This is a genomic window from Candidatus Burkholderia verschuerenii (genome assembly GCF_001189365.1).
GTDB lineage: Bacteria > Pseudomonadota > Gammaproteobacteria > Burkholderiales > Burkholderiaceae > Caballeronia > Caballeronia verschuerenii.
In genome coordinates this window covers 1-19620 of sequence record NZ_LFJJ01000173.1, presented here as the reverse complement: position 1 = coordinate 19620, position 19620 = coordinate 1, and the positions used below count along the sequence as shown (strand labels likewise).

General features: G+C 63.3%; 16 protein-coding genes and 5 pseudogenes. 11 read left to right on the top strand and 10 right to left on the bottom strand.

Annotated features, from left to right (window positions below; translation table 11 throughout):
• Window positions 1–308: 308 nt before the first annotated feature.
• A complete protein-coding gene (locus BVER_RS22850; RefSeq protein WP_050455224.1) occupies window positions 309–692 on the top strand; it encodes a nuclear transport factor 2 family protein in 384 nt (127 codons plus the stop codon).
• A 22-nt stretch (window positions 693–714) separates the two neighbouring features.
• On the opposite strand, the pseudogene leuA reads toward BVER_RS22850, so the two are convergent.
• Window positions 715–2369 (bottom strand): annotated as a pseudogene (gene leuA / locus BVER_RS22845) (2-isopropylmalate synthase).
• A gap of 425 nt (window positions 2370–2794) precedes the next feature.
• On the bottom strand, window positions 2795–3796 hold the full coding sequence (gene ybiB, locus BVER_RS22840) for a DNA-binding protein YbiB (protein ID WP_050455228.1): 1002 nt from the start codon (window positions 3794–3796) through the stop codon (window positions 2795–2797).
• A gap of 324 nt (window positions 3797–4120) precedes the next feature.
• Between ybiB and BVER_RS22835 the strand changes: the two are divergent.
• Window positions 4121–4681 (top strand): annotated as a pseudogene (locus BVER_RS22835) (fumarylacetoacetate hydrolase family protein); the annotation flags it as partial.
• 295 nt (window positions 4682–4976) lie between these two features.
• Here the strand turns inward: BVER_RS22835 and BVER_RS22830 are convergent.
• Window positions 4977–5888, bottom strand: coding sequence for a YihY/virulence factor BrkB family protein (locus BVER_RS22830; protein ID WP_050455223.1), 912 nt, complete (start codon window positions 5886–5888; stop codon window positions 4977–4979).
• 118 nt (window positions 5889–6006) lie between these two features.
• Window positions 6007–6201 carry a hypothetical protein gene (locus BVER_RS22825; RefSeq protein WP_157056173.1) on the bottom strand — a complete coding sequence of 65 codons (195 nt, stop codon included), beginning with the start codon at window positions 6199–6201 and terminating at the stop codon, window positions 6007–6009.
• Between the two features lie 274 nt (window positions 6202–6475).
• Here BVER_RS22825 and BVER_RS22820 point away from each other — a divergent pair, with 274 nt between their 5' ends.
• On the top strand, window positions 6476–7942 hold the full coding sequence (locus BVER_RS22820; RefSeq protein WP_050455227.1) for an NCS1 family nucleobase:cation symporter-1: 1467 nt from the start codon (window positions 6476–6478) through the stop codon (window positions 7940–7942).
• 12 nt (window positions 7943–7954) lie between these two features.
• Here the strand turns inward: BVER_RS22820 and BVER_RS22815 are convergent, their stop codons facing one another.
• Window positions 7955–8284 (bottom strand): hypothetical protein, encoded by a 330-nt coding sequence (locus BVER_RS22815; protein ID WP_050455221.1) that lies wholly within the window; start codon window positions 8282–8284, stop codon window positions 7955–7957.
• A gap of 122 nt (window positions 8285–8406) precedes the next feature.
• On the opposite strand from BVER_RS22815, the gene BVER_RS22810 reads away from it, so the two are divergent.
• Window positions 8407–9429: an alpha/beta fold hydrolase gene (locus BVER_RS22810; RefSeq protein ID WP_050455220.1), complete on the top strand. Its 1023-nt coding sequence runs from the start codon at window positions 8407–8409 to the stop codon at window positions 9427–9429.
• A gap of 171 nt (window positions 9430–9600) precedes the next feature.
• Window positions 9601–10623 (top strand): annotated as a pseudogene (gene tehA, locus BVER_RS22805) (dicarboxylate transporter/tellurite-resistance protein TehA).
• An 84-nt stretch (window positions 10624–10707) separates the two neighbouring features.
• On the opposite strand, the gene BVER_RS22800 reads toward tehA, so the two are convergent.
• Window positions 10708–11625: a LysR family transcriptional regulator gene (locus BVER_RS22800; RefSeq protein ID WP_050455226.1), complete on the bottom strand. Its 918-nt coding sequence runs from the start codon at window positions 11623–11625 to the stop codon at window positions 10708–10710.
• Window positions 11626–11848: 223 nt separating this feature from the next.
• Between BVER_RS22800 and BVER_RS22795 the strand changes: the two genes are divergently transcribed.
• From BVER_RS22795 to BVER_RS22785, 3 genes are all read left to right on the top strand, one after another.
• Window positions 11849–12196: a hypothetical protein gene (locus tag BVER_RS22795; RefSeq protein WP_050455219.1), complete on the top strand. Its 348-nt coding sequence runs from the start codon at window positions 11849–11851 to the stop codon at window positions 12194–12196.
• A gap of 26 nt (window positions 12197–12222) precedes the next feature.
• Window positions 12223–12474: a hypothetical protein gene (locus tag BVER_RS22790; RefSeq protein WP_050455218.1), complete on the top strand. Its 252-nt coding sequence runs from the start codon at window positions 12223–12225 to the stop codon at window positions 12472–12474.
• 70 nt (window positions 12475–12544) lie between these two features.
• Window positions 12545–13081 carry a cupin gene (locus tag BVER_RS22785; protein ID WP_050455217.1) on the top strand — a complete coding sequence of 179 codons (537 nt, stop codon included), beginning with the start codon at window positions 12545–12547 and terminating at the stop codon, window positions 13079–13081.
• Window positions 13082–13087: 6 nt separating this feature from the next.
• Here the strand turns inward: BVER_RS22785 and BVER_RS22780 are convergent.
• Window positions 13088–14026: pseudogene (locus tag BVER_RS22780) on the bottom strand (DMT family transporter).
• Window positions 14027–14435: 409 nt separating this feature from the next.
• On the opposite strand from BVER_RS22780, the gene BVER_RS22775 reads away from it, so the two are divergent.
• On the top strand, window positions 14436–14897 hold the full coding sequence (locus BVER_RS22775) for an ElaB/YgaM/YqjD family protein (protein ID WP_232316717.1): 462 nt from the start codon (window positions 14436–14438) through the stop codon (window positions 14895–14897).
• A 46-nt stretch (window positions 14898–14943) separates the two neighbouring features.
• Here BVER_RS22775 and BVER_RS22770 read toward each other — a convergent pair whose 3' ends face one another.
• Together BVER_RS22770 and BVER_RS22765 are read right to left on the bottom strand one after the other, a co-directional pair.
• Window positions 14944–15204: a DUF1488 family protein gene (locus BVER_RS22770; protein ID WP_050455216.1), complete on the bottom strand. Its 261-nt coding sequence runs from the start codon at window positions 15202–15204 to the stop codon at window positions 14944–14946.
• A gap of 175 nt (window positions 15205–15379) precedes the next feature.
• Window positions 15380–15607, bottom strand: a complete 228-nt coding sequence (locus BVER_RS22765) for an FmdB family zinc ribbon protein (protein WP_050455215.1) — start codon at window positions 15605–15607, stop codon at window positions 15380–15382.
• Window positions 15608–15775: 168 nt separating this feature from the next.
• On the opposite strand from BVER_RS22765, the gene BVER_RS22760 reads away from it, so the two are divergent.
• Window positions 15776–16321, top strand: a complete 546-nt coding sequence (locus BVER_RS22760; RefSeq protein ID WP_050455214.1) for a DUF4142 domain-containing protein — start codon at window positions 15776–15778, stop codon at window positions 16319–16321.
• Window positions 16322–16334: 13 nt separating this feature from the next.
• Here the strand turns inward: BVER_RS22760 and BVER_RS36335 are convergent.
• Window positions 16335–17026, bottom strand: a pseudogene (locus tag BVER_RS36335) (carbonic anhydrase).
• Between the two features lie 259 nt (window positions 17027–17285).
• Here BVER_RS36335 and BVER_RS22750 point away from each other — a divergent pair.
• Window positions 17286–19496: a tetratricopeptide repeat protein gene (locus tag BVER_RS22750; RefSeq protein ID WP_050455213.1), complete on the top strand. Its 2211-nt coding sequence runs from the start codon at window positions 17286–17288 to the stop codon at window positions 19494–19496.
• The last annotated feature ends 124 nt before the right edge of the window (window positions 19497–19620 follow it).

The following is a 19620-nucleotide window of genomic DNA, read 5'->3' as shown; positions in this document are numbered from 1 at the left end:
GGCCATGGCGTAAGCCCTCCCGAGGGCAGGTTGACGAACTGGACATTCATCAACTTACACCACGGCCACCCCTGCCTCTGCGCTCCTGCCGCCTCAGCGTTTTTGCACATCATTCTGCACACTACCCTCGCATTCTTCATCCATGGCCTGATCGGCGCTTTGCCGTCAAGTACTCAAGGTAGGAGCCCGGTGCCTAAATTGGGCAATTGGGCACGCCGGGATCTGTGCGGGGGGTGTTCAGTAATGGACATCCCTACCGCAATCGGGGCGCCTGCCAGGCGGTTCCTCGACACAAGGGGAATCGACAGATGCCGGCTAAAACCATGGAGGCCATCCGCGGCCTCGAGCGTGACCGTTTCCGTGCGATGGTCGAAGGCGATGGCGAGGCGCTCGACGCCTTGCTGGCCGAAAACGTCAGCTATGTGCACACCAACGGCAAACGCGAAACCAAACGTCAGTTCATCGACGCGATCACGGCCGGGCGGCGGCGTTATCGGCAGATCGAGATCCAGTCGCAGGATGTCATGACCGCCGGGCCGGATACCTGGCTCGTGCAGGGGCGCGCGTTGATCGAGATGGAATCGAAAAACGGCGCGCTGCTGTTTCCCATTGCGTACACGGCCGTTCATGTTCAGAGCGAGGGCAACTGGCAGTTGCTCGCGCTCCAGGCGACGCGCGTGGCGCTCGAATAAGCGCCACGCCACCCACGCTTATTTATGCCTCGACGGCTTCGTCCTGCGCGACGCTCGCCGCGATGCCCTTCGACCGGTTCACCGCGCTGACAACGGCACCGACGACCGCGAGCGCCGGATTCGCGTGCACCGCGACGCCGAAGCGCGTCGCCTCGTCGCCGACGCGGCAGCCGACGAAGGCCGCCGTATCGCCGCCCGATGTCGTCGCCGTTTCGAACGACACCACGCTCGCCGCGACGCCCAGCGCCTGCGCCACCGCCCGCGCGCAATCCTCGCCGTTGGCCGCGCCAACCGCCGCCGCGATCGATACCTGCCGATCCGCGACCGCGACGGTCGCCGCATCGACGCGCGATACCGCGCCGCCCGCATCGAAATATTCGCGCTTGAAGAGCGCGCAGATCGCCTCGCCGGTGATTTCCTCGCCGGACGCATCGGTCACTTTCTGCACCGCGTGGCTGAACTCGATCTGCACACGGCGCGCGGCGGCGTGAAGCCGAGACCGCGTTCGAGCAGATACGTCGCGCCGCCCTTGCCGGACTGGCTGTTCACGCGAATCACGGCGTCGTAGCTGCGGCCGAGATCGGCCGGATCGATCGGCAAGTAGGGCACTTCCCAGACGGTGCCCGGTACGCGCTGCGCGAAGCCTTTGCGGATCGCGTCCTGATGCGAACCCGAAAACGCCGTGAAGACGAGATCGCCCGCATACGGATGACGCGGATGCACCGGAATCTGATTGCAGCGCTCGACCAAACGGCGCACCGAATCGATATCCGAGAAATCGAGGCCGGGATCGATGCCTTGCGTGTAGAGATTCATCGCGAGCGTGACGAGATCGACATTGCCGGTGCGCTCGCCATTGCCGAACAGACAGCCTTCGATACGATCCGCGCCCGCGAGCAGCGCCATTTCCGCCGCCGCGACCGCCGTGCCGCGATCGTTATGCGGATGCACCGACAACACGATGCTGTCGCGATAGCCCAGGTTGCGGTCCATCCATTCGATCTGGTCCGCGAAGACGTTGGGCATGGCGGCTTCGACCGTCGCCGGGAGATTGACGATCATCTTGTGATCTTGTGTCGGACGCCAGACTTGCGCGACCGCGTCGCAGACTTCGCGGGCGAAGGACAATTCCGTCATGCTGAATGTCTCGGGCGAGTACTGATACGTCCAGTGCGTATCGGGCCGCGTCGCCGCGCATTCCTTGATCATGCGCGTGCCGTCCACAGCCAGCGCCTTCACCTCGTCCTTCGACTGATTGAACACGATCTTGCGGAACGACGGCGCGATCGCGTTATAGAGATGGACGATGACCTTGCTCGCGCCTTCGACCGCCTCGAAGGTGCGCTCGATCAGTTCGCGGCGCGACTGCACGAGCACTTCGATGGTCACGTCGTCCGGGATGCGCTTTTCGTCGATCAGCTTGCGCACGAAGTCGAAATCGGTCTGCGATGCCGACGGGAACCCCACCTCGATTTCCTTGAACCCGATTTTCACCAGCATCTCGAAGAATTCGAGCTTGGCGGCGATACTCATCGGATCGATGAGCGACTGGTTGCCGTCGCGCAGATCGGTGCTCATCCAGATGGGCGCTTTCTCGATCGTGCGGGTTGGCCAGCGGCGGCCATTGAGACGGACTTGCGGGAACGGACGGTATTTCTCGGCGGGGTTCGGCATCATGATCGTCGATCTCTCTTCGGACGGTTTGCGTAGCGTCTGCGAGAGATTCCGGACCCGGCGGCTGGCCGGCTTCGGCTCGATGCACTGACAGCTCTGCCGCGCGCGCGGCCACATTGCGTCCCATGACGGGTGACGCCTGCGACCAACGTGAACGTGCGCGAAGCAGCGTGCATTTGACCCTCGCGTTTTCGGATCGCGGGATGCGCGAATCGAAAAGCTGATGACTACAGATTGGTAAGTAAGGAGACTGCGTACTGCGGAGAAACTGCTGGAGGACCGCGCGCCTTGCGACGCACGGCGCTACATCTGGCGACTTACGCTAGACGTAGCGATAGGGGCCGCGCTAGGCGGCCCGAAATAATTCGGAGGGAGGAGGATTGGGTGAAGCTCATGCACCCGACTTTAAACCAGCGTTGAAGAATCTGTCAATTCGGTTTTGGCTGATTGTCTGACGCTTCGACGGGCTTTCGCACGACTTCCGCGATGACTTCCACCTGACGCGCGACCGCCGGCGGCACCGGCACGTCGCCGCGCATCACGCTTTCGATCCAGCGCGCGGTGGTCGCGGCATCGAGCGATTCGGGCATCTCGACGTGCGGCGCATGCGGTTGCGAGTGCTCGGGCGAGATCAGCGTCTGCATCTGTCCGTCGTGGAACCAGTCGACCTGAACCTGACGGCGCGTATCGGCGACCGCTTCGCCTTCGGTGCCGCGCGCGAGCAGTGCGCCGCCTTGCGCGGCATCGGAATGTTCGGTGAAGAGGCCCGTCAGGCTCTCGCGATACTCCGGATGCGTGTAGTTCACGAGCCGCAAGCCCGGCTCCGCGAACGGCTGCAGAATCTTCACCAGCGTATGCGTCGAATTCCGCACGCCCATGATGCGGCGAATCGACAGCAGCCGCGCCAGTTTCGGCGACAGCGACGCGATCGGCGCAAACGCGAGCCTTCTGGACGCGAGACTGTCCTCGATTTCATCGTGCGATGCCGCGTGCGGAATGCCCAGCTCCGCGAAAATTTCCGCGCTGGTCACGCGGCCGGGATCGTCGGTGACGCCGTGCACGAGCACGGGCACGCCTTCGCGCGCGAGCATCAGCGCGAGCAGCGGCGTGAGATTGGGCTGCTTGCGCGCGCCGTTGTAGCTCGGAATCGAAACGGGGCGCGCGTGCTCGCGCCCTTCCTGAACGTGCAGCGGCTCGAACGAGCGATGCGCGGCGGACAGCATCGCGGCGAGTTCGGCGGCAGTTTCGCCCTTCACGCGATAGGCGAGCAGCACGGCGCCGAGTTCGAGCTCGGAGACGCGGCCGTCGAGAATCGCTTCGTAGAGCGCGTAGGTGTCGTCGCGGGAGAGGGCGCGGGCGCCGTTCGGCCCTCGGCCGATTTCCTTGATGTAGCGGGCGCAGGGAAAGCTTGTGGAGTCGGTGTCGGTCATGGAAAAAACATGCGCGGATCGGGCGCTCATTTGACGTCGTGAGCGATGCCGTCGCGAGGTTGAAGTGCGTAAATGTGATTCAGTAAGTACCGCATTTGCGCGGCGCTGGCAAGTTACGGGCGCGTGACGGCACGCAGGAAGACGAGTCGACATGACGCGAAATTAGCGCTTTCGTGATCTCGCCGAAGGCGCGCCGAAAGCTTGCCGCGCCACGGCCGGCCGGGCTTCGGCGCGTTCCGCCGCGAACCGCGCATGCGCGTTACACTGCTTGCCGGACTGCATTTCAAACGCTGAATCAGCGATTCCAAAAAACAGGAGAGCAGGATGAGTCACGTGTTTCCTCCGGCGCCGGCGGTGGCCGTTCCCGTCGATGGTTCGAACGAACAGTTTCCCGTGCGCCGCATTTATTGCGTCGGACGAAACTACGAAGCGCACGCGCGCGAAATGGGCCACGATCCGGATCGCGAACCGCCGTTCTTCTTCAGCAAGCCCGCCGATGCCGTGGTCTATGTCGCGCCGGGATCGACGGGCGAGTTTCCGTATCCGTCGCAGACGAAAAACCTGCACTTCGAGATGGAACTGGTCGCGGCCATCGGCAAGCAGGGCAAGGACATTCCGGCTGATCGAGCGCTCGACTACGTCTATGGTTACGCGCTCGGCCTCGACATGACGCGTCGCGATCTTTAAGCCGAAGCGAAGAAAATGGGCCGTCCGTGGGATACGGCGAAGGGCTTCGATCACGCCGCGCCGCTCGGGCCGATTCATCCGGTCGCGAAGGTCGGGCATCTGGAAAAGAGCGCGATCTGGCTGACCGTCAACGGCGAGGAAAAGCAGCGCTCGGACATCTCGCAACTGATCTGGTCGGTGGGCGAGGTCGCCACGTACACGGTCAGCATCACCGCCGATGTCCAGCTGCCTGCCTGCCGCAACACGCCGCGCCTTGAGAATGACGGTCAGCACCAGCGCCGCCGATGCGATGCGCGCCAGCGTAAACGTCGTCGCATCGATGCGGGTGCCCTTGAGCGCGAGCCGACAGAGCAGCGAATTGCCGGCGAACGCGATCATCGCTAGCGTGGTGAGAATGAGGATGCGCGTGCCGTCTGTCGTGTGGGCCGTGGCGGGTGCGGAACTGGATCGGGTCATCGCAAAACGATAGCGTAGATCGCGGTGCAACAATGCATCACTCAGTCGTGAACGGCTGCGGTTCCTGATTCGACGATGCCCCCGCGCGCTCGAACTCCGAGATGACCTGCGCGCCGAACAGCATGAGCGTCGCGAGCGCTTCGAGGCTGAACAGCACGACGATCGACGTCGTAAGCGACCCGTAGACGACGCTGACCTGCGACAAGGTCGCGAAGTACCAGACCAGTACGTGCCGCGTGACTTCCCACAGCAACGCGGCCGTCACGCTGCCGAGCAGCGCGAGCCTGAACGATGGCCGGGCGACCGGCATCACGAGATATATCGATGTCAGCACGAAGATCTCGCCCGCGACGCCCAGCAGATACAACAGCAGCCGCGACACGCCCCTGAGCGACACTTCGACGCCCAGCAGATCGATGCTGTTGCCGCCCATCGCCTGCAGTCCATTCGACACGAACGTGACGATCAGCATGCCGACGCCGAGAAAGAGGATGTAGCAATAAGGCAGCAGCGCGGAGAGCAGGAAATGCCGCCGCCGGATCGCGACGCGATGCACGAAGATCACCGACAGCGCGTTCTCCAGCACGGTAAAGGCGAGCGAACTGAAGAAGATCATCGTGACCAACAGCAGCCAGCCGATCACCGCGCGATGCGTCAGAAAATTCGCCAGTTCCCGCACGATCGCGCGCGCCTGTCCGGGCACGAGCCATTCGAGCAGATGCGAGAGCGTATCGAGCAACTCTTTCTGCTCGATGAAATTCGACAGCGCGATGACGATCAGGATCAGCAGTGGCACGATCGACAGCAGCGCGTAGTACGCGACCGCGCCCGCCAGCAGCACGCCCTGATTGGCCCGAAACGCCTTGATCGTGCGCAGCAGAAAGCCGAACGGATTACGCGCGACGCTCGCTACTTGCGGCCCGAGCACCGGACCGAGAATCTTCGACATGGAACCTCCGCGGCGCGGGAATCGGCCGGGACGCTCCGTCGACGTGAGCACGGAGCAGGATGGGTTTCATGTCGACGAGCAAGTTCCGCACCCGTTCCGGACGCCGAGGCGGCCCGAGTCAACCGCGCCGCGTCTCCTCGAACGCGGCTTGCAGCGCGGCTTCCTCGAGCGCGAGATCGAGCAGCGTGTCGATCTGGTCGGCGGGCAGATCGGCGGCGTCGATGTTACGAAGACGGCAAAAGAGCGCGAGCGCTTCGGCGGCAGCGGCGAAGGCTTTCCACAGCGGAATATTTTTAGATGATGCGTTGTTCATGTCGTGCGAAGACGGACGATTGTTTCTCATGATGTAGCGCATAACGGCATGGTCGTGCGTCGACTTTAGATGCAGATCGGATGCGCCTTCGCGCCGACTATAAGCGCAAAAAGGGCGCGAATCGTTTCACCTCGCGCGCCACATGCATTACTCTTTCTTTCACGGCAAGCGCGCAAACGTTTCGATCTTCATGTCGATCTTCGACTCAGCGCCGAGCCGCTCGATCTTTTCGTCCGCCGACGGCGCGATGGCGCTTGCGGCCAAGGAGAGCATCATGTCCGCATCCCACGCAGCCGATGCATCCGCCCTCGACGCGAACGCCGACGTCGACCTCGCCAACACCGACGAACGCCTCTACAACCATGATCTCGCGCCCGTGCCGCGCGCCCGGCGCACCTGGACCGGCTACAGCATCTTCGCGATGTGGATGTTGGACGTGCACAGCGTCGGCGGCTATACCTTTGCGGCTAGCCTGTTTCTGCTGGGCATATCGGGTTGGCAGGTGCTGCTGGCGCTGACCATCGGCATTCTGATCGTCTATGTGCTGATGAACTGGGTCGGCAAACCGAGTCTCGTGCACGGCATTCCGTTTCCGGTGATGGCGCGCGTCTCGATGGGCGTGATGGGCGCGAATCTCGCCGCGCTGATTCGCGGCGTGGTCGGCATCGTGTGGTACGGCGTGCAGACCTACTTCGCGTCGAAGGCGGTGGCGACTTTGCTGCTGCTGTTCGTGCCGTCGGTGGCGGCGTGGCGCACGACCAGTTTCGTCCATCTCGATCTGCTCGGCTGGGTCAGCTTTCTGTTCATGTGGCTGCTGCAGTTGATCATCTTTCAACGCGGCATGGAGATCATCCGCAAGTTCATCGACTTTTGCGGACCGGCCGTGTATGTGGTGATGTTCGTGCTGATGGGCTGGATTCTCTATCGCGCGGGACTCGGCAGTCTCAACATGACGCTCGGCGGCAAGGTGCTTTCCGGCGACGATCAGCTCCACGCGATGATCAACGCGATTCTGCTGGTCGTCAGCTACTTCGCGGCGCTGCTGCTCAACTTCGGCGACTTCTCGCGCTTCGCCAAAAGCGAGCGGCAGATGAAGATCGGCAACTTCCTCGGCTTGCCGTTCAACTTTGTCGCGTTCGCGATCATCACGGCAGGCAGCGAGAAAGTGTTCGGCACAATGATCATGGATCCGGTCGAGATCGTCTCGCGTATCGAGAACAAGGTGTGGGTGGCGATCGGCAGCATCACGTTCATCATCGCGACGATGGGCATCAATATCGTCGCGAACTTCGTGTCGCCGGCGTACGACATCGCCAATCTGTTTCCGAAGCATGTCGACTTCAAACGCGGCGGACTGATCGCATTGATTCTCGCGGTGCTGGTGTGCCCGTGGATCTTCGTCGACAGCCCGAAGGCGATTACGATTTTCGTCAGCGTGTTCGGCGCCGTGCTCGCGCCGATGTACGGCGTGATGATGGCCGATTACTACCTCGTCAAGTGTCAGCAAGTGAAAACCGCCGAGCTCTACACGATGCAGCCCGGCGGCCGCTTCTACTACGACGGCGGATGGAACAAGGTCGGACTCGCGGCCTTGCTGCTGTCGGGCTTCGTTTCGGTCGGCTGGGAACTGTCGACGCAACTGCTCAAGCTATTGCCCGCCAACAATCTCGGCTGGCTGATCGGCGCGGGGGCGGGCGCGTTGCTCTACGTCGTGTTCATGCGGATGGCGAACCGGCATTAATCGCGCCGGCGTTCATTCGAGCAGCTTGCGCGCGTCCTGCTCCCAGGTCGGCTGGCCGCAACTCTTGGGATTCTCCGGTCCGAGCACCGTCAGATAGCCCTGCGTTTTCATGCAGGCTTCATAAGCGCGCACCTGCGTGCACTGGCCGGGACCGGCCCGGCGCGCGGCGGCCTTGCAGGTATCCATCGCGTGATCCATGCCGCTGAAATCGGCATTCGTGGTGTCGTTGGTGGCGGGCGGCGGATTCGCCGTCGTCGAGAATTCGACCGGGCCGGTGCAGGCGGCAAGCGCAATCAGCGATGCGCCGATGAAACATGACAAACGCGCGAAGCGGTGTTTCATTCCAAGTCTCTCCTGTTCCCGAAGCCGATGGCGCGACGTGCACGAGTTTCGCATGATCCGTACCATTGTCGGCGCTGTCACTTCGATCGATCTGAAAAACGCACCTTCACCCGGAGCATTCGATGAAACCGACGACGCTCGCGCGCGCCGTGTCCGGCCTGACCATCGCCTTATCGTTCCTCGCCACGCCCGCATTCGCCGACGATGTGTCGTTCGGCCCGAGTCAGGTATGCGGCATGACCACGCCGCGTCCCGATCATGACGCCGCCGTGCGTCCGAAGATCGCGCAGGGCCGCAACGGGCCGATCTCCTACGTGCGCTTCGGGCACGGCACGCCCTTGCTGCTGATCACCGGATATCGCGCGACGCTTGCCGAGTGGAACGCGTACTTTCTGGGCGAGCTGGCGCGACATCACGAGGTCATAGTGTTCGACAATCGCGGCATGGGCGCGATGGGCGCGATGGGCGCGATGGGTGCGATGGGTGTGATGGGTGTGATGGGTGCGATGGGTGCGCGGGCAGAGCGCTTCGGACCGGATTACGGCATGCGCGACATGGCCGCCGATGCCGCCGATCTGCTGAGCGCATTGAAGCTGCCGCGTGCGGATATCGTCGGCTGGTCGATGGGCGGCATGATCGCGCAGCAACTGGCGCTCGACGCGCCGGACAAGGTATCGTCGCTCACGCTGATCACGACCGCGCCGCCGGGCCCGGATGCAGTGCCGCTCACGCCCGAGATGCAGACGACGCTGTCGTCATCCGGCGCGGATGCCTTCGGCAAGATCATGGGCGCGCTGTTTCCCGCCGATGCCGTGCCTGACGCGACACGTTGCTTCGTCGGCGACATGTTCGCGCCGCGCGGATACCCGAAAACAGCAGTGCCCGACGCCGTCGCCGCGCAGCAGAATCAGGCGATGACGCACTGGTTCGCTGACACGCAGGCCGCCGACGCGCTGCGCCGCACGCCGGTACGCGCGCTGATCGTCGCGGGCGCGAACGACGCCGTGCTCGTCGATACCAACGCGCGCCGCCTCGAACAGATCATTCCGCGCGCGACGCTCGATATCGTGAGCGACGCGGGACATGCGCTGATGTTCCAGTATCCGGTCGAACTGGCGCGGCACATCGACGCGTTCGTCAAGTAAAGCTGATCGTTTCGACGCGATTCGATCGCCGAAGCCGGGAATACAACCGCCCTTGGCGCGGTTCTCTGAACGACACGCGCGTTTGAGACGATCGAGCAGCCGAACGAGACGCCGCGACATGGGCGCGCGAGTCTCCCGCCACTAAGCTTTCTCCAACGGCGGACGAGCGTGATGCGCGTCCGAAACGATCAAGGAGAAGGGCAATGGATACGAACAAATACTGCAATCGATGCCGACAACAGCCGCGCCCCGATGCCGGTGGCGTTTTTCGGTATCGCGGTGGGCGCGCTGGCGCTCGCGGGCGCCTGGCGTGCGGCCGCGCATGTGTGGACGCTGCCGCACGGCCTGCCGGCGCTGATTACCTCGGGCGCGCTGGCCGTCTGGCTGGCGCTGCTGATCGCCTACGGGCACAAGTGGCTGACCCGGCGCGACGATGCGCTGGCCGAATGGCGTCATCCGGTGCAATCGTCGTTCGTGGCGCTCGTGCCGGTCTCGACGATGCTCGCCGCGCAAGCCATCCAGACGTACTCGCGGGAATTGGGCATCGCGTTATTCGCGATCGGCGTGGCGAGTCAGCTCGCGCTCGGCGTCTTGCTGCACGGGCGGCTCTAGCAAGGCGGCCGCAAGCCCGAACTGATCACGCCGGCGATCTATCTGCCGACGGTCGCGCCCAGCTTCGTCGCGGGCACGACGGCGGCGGGCCTCGGCTGGACCGAACTCGGCGCGATCTTCTTCGGCGCGGGCGTGTTCTCGTGGCTCGCGATCGAATCGATGGTGCTGAATCGCGCGGCGGTGAAGGAGCCGCTCGCCGACGCGCTGCGCCCGACGCTCGGCATCCAGCTCGCGCCGCCGGTCGTCGGAGGCGTGACGTATCTCGCGCTCACGCACGGCGCGCCGGACACGTTCGCCTACATGCTGTTCGGTTACGGGCTGTATCAGGCGCTGATGCTGACGCGTCTCGTGCCGTGGATTCGTCAACAGACCTTCACGCCGTCGTACTGGGCGTTCAGCTTCGGCGTCGCGGCGCTGCCGACGATGGCGATCCGCATGGTCGAACGTGGCGCGCAAGGTCCGGTGGAATGGCTCGCGCTGGGCTTGTTCGTCGCGACGAACGTGATCATCGGCGGATTGATCGTCGGGACGGTGAGGCGAGTATCGACGGCAAGTTGCTGCCCGCGGTGCCGGTGCGGGTGAATTCGTAAAGCAGTCAATCGAAAGCAAAACCGGACCGTTTTTATGCGGTCCGGTTTCGTTTTTAAAGCTTAAGTTTTCGACGCGTCACGCCATTTCGTTGGCCAACGTGGCCTCGACGAACTCGCGCAGAAACGCGACCCACGTCTTGATCTTCGCGTCGCGATACTGGCGCGACGCGTACATCGCGTAGACGTTCATGGTCTGCAACTCCCAGTCCGGCAGCACGCGCACCAGTTCGCCGCTCTTGAGCGTCGGCAGCGCGGACAGCGCCGGCAAGGGCGCGATGCCCAGCCCGTCGGCCACGGCGACGGCGAGTGCATCGGCGGAATTCACCCGCAGACGACCCGGCGGCAATTCGATTTCCACGCGACCTTGCGGCCCTTCGAAACCCCAGCGATCGACCGGAAAGAAGGTGGTCACGAATTGCAGACATGCGTGCTTCGGCAATTCCTCGATACTGCGCGGCACGCCCGCCTTTTCCAGATAGCGCGGCGACGCGCACAGCACGCTCGGCATCGAGCAGATGCGGGTGGAAACCAGCGCGGAATCGGGCAGATTGCCGGTCGAGACTTGCAGGAACACGTCGTAGCCTTCGTCGAGCATATCGGGCACGACCTGCGACAAGGTCAGCTCGACCAGCACCTCCGGATACGCTTCCAGATAGCGCGTGAGCGCAGGCACCACGTAATGCTGTCCGAAGGTGATCGGCGCGTGCATGCGCAAGACGCCGGTCGGGGAGATTTGCGCGTCGCCCGCTTCGGCTTCGGACAGATCGACCAGCGCGATCACATTCTTGCAGCGCGCGAGATAGCGATTGCCGGCATCGGTCAGCGCGACGCGGCGCGTCGTGCGATTCAACAGGCGCGTGCGCAGATGCGTTTCGAGATCGGTGACCGCGCGCGACGCCTGCGCGGTGGTGATATCCATTTGCTGCGCCGCGACGGTGAAGCTCGAGGCTTCCGCCACGCGTACGAAGATCCGCATGCTTCGCAAAAGGTCCATCGTCCCGCGTCCATTATTTCGAGAAGCCGAACTATCCCATGTCGCGAGCGGCGCGCGCAAGCCATTCGTGCGGCGGCGCAGCATATCGAACGGATGTTCACGAGCCGTTACAGCATGCGTCACGGCATTCACATCTGTTACAGCCCTTGTAACTCACCGTGCGATGCACGCGGATACCATGACTTCATGGCCGTAATGCGGCTATACGTGGAAAGAGGACGATATGAACGTCAAGGGTCTGATTGGTTTGGGTATCGCGGCAGCAGCGGGGCTGGCGTGTGGTGTCGCGAATGCGGGTGGCGTGAGCTTCGGGATCAATGTCGGCATTCCGGCGCCGATGTACGCCGCGCCTGTCTATGCCGCGCCGGTCTATGCGCCGCCGCCCGTCGTGTATCAGGCGCCCCCGCCGATGTATGCGCAACCCGCGCCCGTGTATGCCGCGCCCGCGCCGGTCGTGGTTGCCGCGCCGGCCGTCGTGGTCGGATGGCATGGTGATCGTTACTGGGATGGCGGGCGTTACTGGAATCGTCGTGACTGGTACGCGTATCACGGCGGATATCGTCGCTGGTAAGTCGTAAGCGATCGGGGAGTGGTCTCATGAAAAACACAACATCATCCGTACGAAAAGCTGGCCGCCGGACCTTGGTGGTATCGGCCGCGCTCGTTCTGGCAGCCGCGCTCGGCGGTTGCGTCTACGCGCCGCCTTACGGCTACGCGCCCGCACCCGCGCCGGTCTACGGCTATGCGCCGGCTTATGGTTACGGCTACGCGCCGGGATATTACTCGGCGCCTTCGGTGTCGCTGGGCATCGGCTTTGGCGGAGGCGGCGGGCACTGGCACGGGCATTGAGCGTGCGGCAAATGCAATAAACGGGAACACGCGTTGCTATGATTTCTGCCGACACAGGAGAAAACGCATCATGGCTCATGCAACGCTGAATATTCAGGCCGCATCCGACGCTCGCTGCGATGCCGTCATGCTCGCGCCGAACGGCTGGGTGCCCAACAACACGCGCCTGCCGGTGCTGATCTGGCACGGCGTGGTCGATCCGCGCGAGCCGGACATCGCCGGGCGCTTCGAAGCGCTGTTCGCGCACAACGGCTGGCCCGCGCAATGGCGCGACGGCGTCTTCGACTATCACCACTATCATTCGACCGCGCACGAAGCGCTCGGCATTGCATCGGGCGATGCGGAGCTGATTCTCGGCGGACCAAAAGGACGCGTGATCGCCGTGCGCGCGGGCGATGCGCTTGTGTTGCCAGCCGGCACCGGCCACTGTCTGCTCACGAGCGGACGACGCTTTCAGGTGATCGGCGCGTATCCGCCGGGACAGCAATGGGATATTCGCCGCGACGCACTCGAGGACGACGAACGCCGCACGATGGAAGCGCTGCCGTTCCCGGCCAGCGATCCGGTCGGCGGCGAAGGCGGGCCGCTCGTCAGTCTCTGGAAGTAGCCGACGTTATTGTTTCGCGCATTCGGCGCGCCGCGCGCTCATGCCGGGAATGCGTTTGACGACGCCCGTCGCCAGCGCGGTGCCGATCAGCACGATTGCACACGCCGCTGCCATGCCCGTTGAGACGCGCTCGGCAAGAAACATCGCGCCCCACAGAATGCCGAAGATCGGAATCACGAAGGTCACCGTAATCGCGCGCCGGTCCGGCCACTGCGATCAAATGGAAAAACAGCATATACGCGACGCCCGTGCACGCGACGCCCAGTCCAATCACTGCGCCCCACGCATGCGTCGACACCGCGCTCGCAGGCCAGTACAGCACGGCGAACGGCAGCAGCACGACCGTCGCGGCGGTCATCGTACCCGTGGCGACGGTCAGCGAATCGACGCCCGTCAGATGCCGCTTCGTGTAACTTGCCGCGATGCCATAGAACAGCGTCGCGCCGAGTGCGGCGAGCGCGGCCAACGCAGTCGCGAGCGGCGACACGGGCGCAGCGCTCGCGTCGTGCACGAACATCTGATCCCAGACCAGCGCCAGCACGCCCGCGAAGCCGATCGCGAGTCCCGCGACGCGCAGCCGCGTCAGGCGATCGTTCAGCCACAGAAATGCGACGAGCGCGCCCCAGAGCGGCGTCGTGGCGTTGATCACAGACGTGACGCCCGCCGAAAGCGTCAGTTCGGCATAGGCAAAAAGACAGAACGGCGCGGCGGAATTCAGGATGCCGACCATGAACAGCGGTCGCGCATGACGGCGCATCGTCGTCAACGCATCGCGCGATGAGCCGCGAAGGATCGGCACGATCAGCAAAAACGCCGCGCCGATACCGACGCGCAGCGCCATCAACGGCGCCACGCCGAATTCTCCGACGCCGACGCGGATGAACAGGAACGGCCGCCCCATAGCGCGGCAAGGATAAGCAGTTGAGCTAGATTGACGGGATTCATGGCGGGCCGTGTGATGAGTGAGTCGCGAAGCCATCGTATCGATGCGCGCGGCGCGATGTTTCCGCGCGGCGTGAAACGAATGATGCAAGCCGCGGAAGTCACGATCCGCCGACCGTGCCTGTTTTCTTCACAAGCGCGCGGCCTCTGCGATGCCCGCCATCCTAGGCCGCCGCGAGGCCGGCGACAAACGAACGTTTCTCACGCTTATGTGAGAAAAATTACGATGAACCGGCGCGTCGAGCTTGGCTGAAAGGCCAGGTTGCGGCCGGGCCCGTTCGGTGCGACGCTAACAGCATGGTTTTTTGATCAGACAATCGTTTTTGCAGTGCAGCGTGCAAATGTCGACACGAAGCGGACGATGTGAAGCGGACGATGTAAGCGAGAACGATGTGAACCAAGGAGAAGCGCCGTGGAAAACGCAAACGGCAGTGGAAGCACCGCATCCGTTACCCCGATCGACGCGCCGTCGTCGGCGTCATCGGGCGGCGTGAGCGGCATTCAGGCCGCGCTGACGCCGTCGGCCGTGCAGAGTCAGGGTGCGGGTTTGTCGCCGCTCGGGCCGGTCGGAGCGCATCGGCCGGCGATGATCGCGCCGCATCACGTACATGGCAGCGTGCTCGAGGGCGGCGACAGTCCGGCCGTGCTCGCGCAGCCGGCGGCGGCGACATCGGAAGGGCAGGGCAGTCAGTTTCATCCGTCGCATGTGGCGCGGCGCGCCAGGCGCTCGCTCAGCCATGCGCACGATGCGATGTCGTCGCGCTATCGCCGCGTGAGCGACAACACCGACGACTATGTGCACGACAATCCGTGGAAGTCGATTGCGTTTGCGGCCGTAGGTGGATTGCTGATCGGATTACTGGTATCGTGCTGAAGGCGCTTGAAGAGCAGGGCGGCCTTGCGCCGCCCCGTTGCCGGGATTACTTGAAGTCGCCGGTCTCGAGCTCCACGGACTGACCGTGATTGCGCTCGAGCGCGCGTTGCGCCGCGCCTTCGATCTGCACGCGTCCTCCCTCGAACGCGGATAGGAGATCGTGCGAAGAGGTGCCGCTATTGCCGAAGTGATCGTTGAGCGCATCGAGGGAGACACTGCACCAGACCTCACGTCCGTCCACCGTGGCCTCGAATGCGACGCGCGCCGCCGCTACCACATGACGCCGCCCGCTGAATTGAATCGTCATCCTTATCACCTCCTGTTATTCGTTCGGAACACGCTAAGCGCAAAGGCTGCAGCTACCCGATGCCCGCGACGCGATGCATCCTCGATGCATCACATCGTCTTCAGATGATACGCCGCCTGGCACGTCCGAGTGTGTGTGCAACGGACGTGCCCGAATCGCAGAAGTTGGAACGATGTCAGCGGCAGCACATGCAGCCGCCGCGATGCGTCATGCCGTAGATGCCGCTGCCGGCATCGTCGGTGTCCGCTGCGCCGCCCGATTTGCCGAACGACGGCGCGCCCACGGTCACGCGCGGCGCGACGGCGTGGCACTGCGGGCAAGCGGCGGGTTCGTCGCGCTCGCTGATGCGGCGCACGGTTTCAAATGTGCCGCAATCCTCGCATTCGTAATCGTAGACGGGCATGACGTTCCTGATCGCGCAACAGTGAAAGAGTGGTCAGTGTAACAAGCGCGGAAATCGCGCGATGTGCGGCGTGAGCCGGGAATCAGTCAGCAAACGACGTTCCGATAACGAAGCGTGGCATTGCCATTGCTGCTCCTCTCGTGACCGATACCTGTTACGGGAGTTTTTATGAAACGCTCAGCCATTGTGGTCGCGGCGCTCGCCACGACACTTTTCTCCGCCGCGCCGGTCGCCGCGCTCGCCCAGACGCAGGCCGCGAGTCAGACGCTCGGCAACGACTTGCCGCCAACCGACAAGGCTTTCGTGCAGGCCGCGTCGTCGGCCGGATCGACCGAAATCGATGCCGCCAAGCTGGCGACCAAACAGTCGCAGGATGCCGATGTGAAGAGCTTCGCGCATCACATGATGATCGATCACACCAAGCTCGCCATTCAACTCAAAATGGCCGCGCCGTCGGGCGTGACCGTGCCGAAGGACAATTCCGATCCGTCCGTGCTCGATTCGCTCAAGGCGCTGCACGGCAAGCAGTTCGACGAGGCATATATCCAGAAGCTTGGCGTGCAGGGGCATCAGGAAGCTGTGCAGGCTTTCCAGAAGGAAGCGCAGGAAGGGCAGAACGCGAAGCTGAAGGAAGCGGCGCAAAAGGCGTTGCCGACCATCGAAAAGCACTTGCAGATGGCGCAGCAACTGGCCGCGAAAAAGGGCATTCAGTAAGCGGCCCGGCGTGCTATTTGCGCTGCATGCGCGCGCGGGCGTCGGGGATGGATTCGAAGGTGCCCGCGTAGTCGTCGAACACCGAGACGTTGCCTTGTCCGATGTCGTAGACCCAGCCTTGCACCTGCACTGACCTTGCGCGAGTCGGTCCGCCACGGCCGGATGCGTGCGCAAATGCGTCAGTTGCAGACGGATATTTTCCTCGACCATCGCCTGAACGATGCGCGCCTCGTCGAGTTTTTTCGCCATCACGACGCTGCGTGCGGCTTCGGCGTTGCGCAGCCATGCGTGCACGGTCGGCATTTCATCGGCGATGGTCGCGCCTGACGAGAGTCCTTTCATCGCGCCGCAATCCGAGTGACCGCAGATCACGATCTGCCGCACGTTGAGCGCGAGCACCGCGAATTCCACCACGGCCGACACACCGCCGAGCATTTCGCCGTAAGCCGGCACGATATTGCCGATGTTGCGGCACACGAACAATTCGCCCGGCCGCGTTTGCGTGATCATCTCCGGCGACACGCGCGAATCCGCGCAGGTGATGAACAGCGTGTGCGGCGTCTGCCGATGCGCCAGGCTCTTGAAAAGCGCTTCGCTGTCGGGAAACACAAAACGGCTGAAATCCGCCGCGCCCTGCAGCAAATACAGCAGATCGGGATTGTCGGAGCCTTCGCGCTCTCCGCTCATCGTGGGTTTGTCGGACATGGGACGCCTTTGTCTGTGGTGCGAGTTCGTTGCGGCCGGGCCGCTTCAGACCGGAAGCTTGCTGGGTTTTGAGATACGGCGCAAGTCGCGGTGGTCGGGCATACGCGGGGCTGGTGCGTCGAATAAGGCAGCGAAACGCGCTTTATTTCGAATTTTGCAGCACTTTATAGTTATTTACGAATTCGCTAAGCCGTTCTGTTAGTTTTATCTTTGCTTAATTCCCAAATCGACGGATTTTTATCCGGTCGCCAACCGCTTCATGTCTGCCGATTCGTCCCTGTATCACGCCGCCGCCGCACCACAATACACCCGCAGTCTTTTCGTCGATGCGCTCGCCACGCTGAAGCCGCTGCTGTCCAGCCTGACGTCGAATGTCGAAGCGTTGAATCTCGCCGCCATCTGCTGCTTCCGACTGAACCGGCTGGACGAAGCGGAAGCGCACTGGCGACGCGCTATCACCGTGGATCCGGCCTACACCGGCGGTTACGGCAATCTCGGCAACCTGTTGATGGCGAAGGGCGATCTGTCGGGCGCCGAAGCGGTCTATCGGCGAGCGATCGAGCATCAGCCGGATTTTGCGCAGGCGCATTACAACCTCGGCAATCTGCTCTCGCAAACGGGGCGGCGCAATGAAGCGCAGGCTGCGCTGCGACGCGCGATCGACATCCAGCCCGATTTCGCGGAAGCGCATAACAATCTCGGCAATCTGCTTCGGGATGATGGACGCATCGCGGAAGCCGAAGCCGCTTATTTGGGCGCGATCGATGCCCGCCCCGATTATGTCGACGCGCACCGGAATCTCGCCAGTCTGCTGCGAAGCGACGGCAGGACGCGCGAGGCTCGCATCGTGTTGAGACGCGCGCGGGCAGCGCTGCCCGATTCGGCGGAGATTCTTTGCAGTCTCGGCGATTTGTTACGGGAGCAGGGTAATCCGGCACGCGCCGTCGTCTGCTTTCGACGCGCGGTGACGTTGCGTCCCGACAGCATCGATGCGCAATGCGGTCTCGGTTACACGTTACTGGCGAGCGACGAAGTCGAGCAGGCGCGGCTCGCGTTCGATGCGGCTATCTCGGTCGATGCGAACAGCGTGAACGCGCAGACCGGTCTCGCGCAAACACTCGAGCGCGAAGACAAGCTCGACGACGCCGGACGGGCGTGGCGACGCGCCATTGCGATGGAACCGGGCAATGCGGAGGCGCATGGCTCACTCGCTACCGTCCTCCACGGACTCGGCGAGTTGAGCGGCGCGGAAGCCGCCTGTCGCAACGCGCTGAGCATCCGTCCGCATTTTCCTGAGGTGCTTTATAACCTCGGCGTGATCCTGACCGAGCAAAACCGCCTTCCGGAGGCCGCGAAAGAATTCGAGCAAGCGATCACGCTTCGCCCGGATTACGTGGCTCCGCGTGTCAGTCTCGGTCGCCTCCTGCGCGATCTGGGCCGTCTGTCCGATGCCGAAGCGATCCTGCGCGAGGCGCTTGCGCTGAACGCGGACGTAACCGGAGCCCACACCAATGTGGCGGGCGTGCTCAAGGACATGGGCCGCATGGACGAAGCGATGGAGCATTTTTATCGTGCGGTCGACTGCGATCCGCAAGATGTCCGTGCGCATTGCAACCTGAATTACGCGCTGACTTATCACGCCGAAGACCCGCGCGACATACTCGACTCATGTCTGCGCTTCGCGGCGCGCCATGAAACGCCGTGGCTATCGCAAGCACCTGCTTACGGCAACGCGCGCGATCCCGAACGCAGACTGCGCATCGGCTATGTCGCGCCGGATTTCAACGCGCATTGCCAGTCGATGTTTACCGCGCCCGTGTTCGCCCGTCACGATCACGCGAACTACGAAATCTTCTGCTATTCGAGCTCGATACACGACGACATCACCGCAAAAATCCGCCCGACGACGTATGTCTGGCGCGACGTGCAGACATTGAGCGACGAACGACTCGCGCAAGTGATCCGCGACGACGGCATCGACGTGCTGGTCGATCTCACTTTGCATATGTCGCGCGCGCGTCCTTTGTTGTTCGCGCGCAGGCCCGCGCCGGTGCAGGTTCAGTGGCTCGGCTATCCGGGCACGACGGGCAGCAGCGCGATCCGTTACCGTCTGAGCGATCCGTGGATCGATCCGCCCGATCGCCCTGAATTCGAGGCGTTTTACAGCGAGCGCACGCTCCGTCTGCCCGAGACGTTCTGGTGCTACGACGTGCGCGCGACATCGCCCGATGTCGGACCATTGCCCGCGCATCGCAACGGCCATATTACATTCGGATGCTTGAATAATCCGTGCAAGGCGTCGCCACGTACCTTGCGCATATGGGCGCGCGTGCTCGACGCCGTGCCCGATTCACGCCTCATCCTGCTCGCGAACGACGGCCCGCGCGAACGATATCTCGAAGAATTGAGTGCGCTGGGCGTCGAACCATCGCGCATCGAGTTCGTCGGCTATCAGGCGCGGGATACGTAGTCGGGCCTGCAAAATTGAATTTGCCGGAATGGACCCGACGACGCAGTCTGGTGCAGACGTAAACGCACATCTCAGCCAGGTCTGCAGCGCACGAGTAGAGGTTGAGGCATGACGTTGAGCTGAA

Coding starts and splice junctions, on each gene's coding strand:
- ybiB (WP_050455228.1), bottom strand. CDS start 3,796: ATGACCGACACCGACTCCACAAGCTTTCCCTGCGCCCGCTACATCAAG.
- BVER_RS22750 (WP_050455213.1), top strand. CDS start 17,286: ATGTCTGCCGATTCGTCCCTGTATCACGCCGCCGCCGCACCACAATAC.
- BVER_RS22785 (WP_050455217.1), top strand. CDS start 12,545: ATGGCTCATGCAACGCTGAATATTCAGGCCGCATCCGACGCTCGCTGC.
- BVER_RS22810 (WP_050455220.1), top strand. CDS start 8,407: ATGAAACCGACGACGCTCGCGCGCGCCGTGTCCGGCCTGACCATCGCC.
- BVER_RS22800 (WP_050455226.1), bottom strand. CDS start 11,625: ATGGACCTTTTGCGAAGCATGCGGATCTTCGTACGCGTGGCGGAAGCC.
- BVER_RS22770 (WP_050455216.1), bottom strand. CDS start 15,204: ATGACGATTCAATTCAGCGGGCGGCGTCATGTGGTAGCGGCGGCGCGC.
- BVER_RS22790 (WP_050455218.1), top strand. CDS start 12,223: ATGAAAAACACAACATCATCCGTACGAAAAGCTGGCCGCCGGACCTTG.
- BVER_RS22795 (WP_050455219.1), top strand. CDS start 11,849: ATGAACGTCAAGGGTCTGATTGGTTTGGGTATCGCGGCAGCAGCGGGG.
- BVER_RS22760 (WP_050455214.1), top strand. CDS start 15,776: ATGAAACGCTCAGCCATTGTGGTCGCGGCGCTCGCCACGACACTTTTC.
- BVER_RS22765 (WP_050455215.1), bottom strand. CDS start 15,607: ATGCCCGTCTACGATTACGAATGCGAGGATTGCGGCACATTTGAAACC.
- BVER_RS22850 (WP_050455224.1), top strand. CDS start 309: ATGCCGGCTAAAACCATGGAGGCCATCCGCGGCCTCGAGCGTGACCGT.
- BVER_RS22820 (WP_050455227.1), top strand. CDS start 6,476: ATGTCCGCATCCCACGCAGCCGATGCATCCGCCCTCGACGCGAACGCC.
- BVER_RS22815 (WP_050455221.1), bottom strand. CDS start 8,284: ATGAAACACCGCTTCGCGCGTTTGTCATGTTTCATCGGCGCATCGCTG.
- BVER_RS22825 (WP_157056173.1), bottom strand. CDS start 6,201: ATGAACAACGCATCATCTAAAAATATTCCGCTGTGGAAAGCCTTCGCC.
- BVER_RS22830 (WP_050455223.1), bottom strand. CDS start 5,888: ATGTCGAAGATTCTCGGTCCGGTGCTCGGGCCGCAAGTAGCGAGCGTC.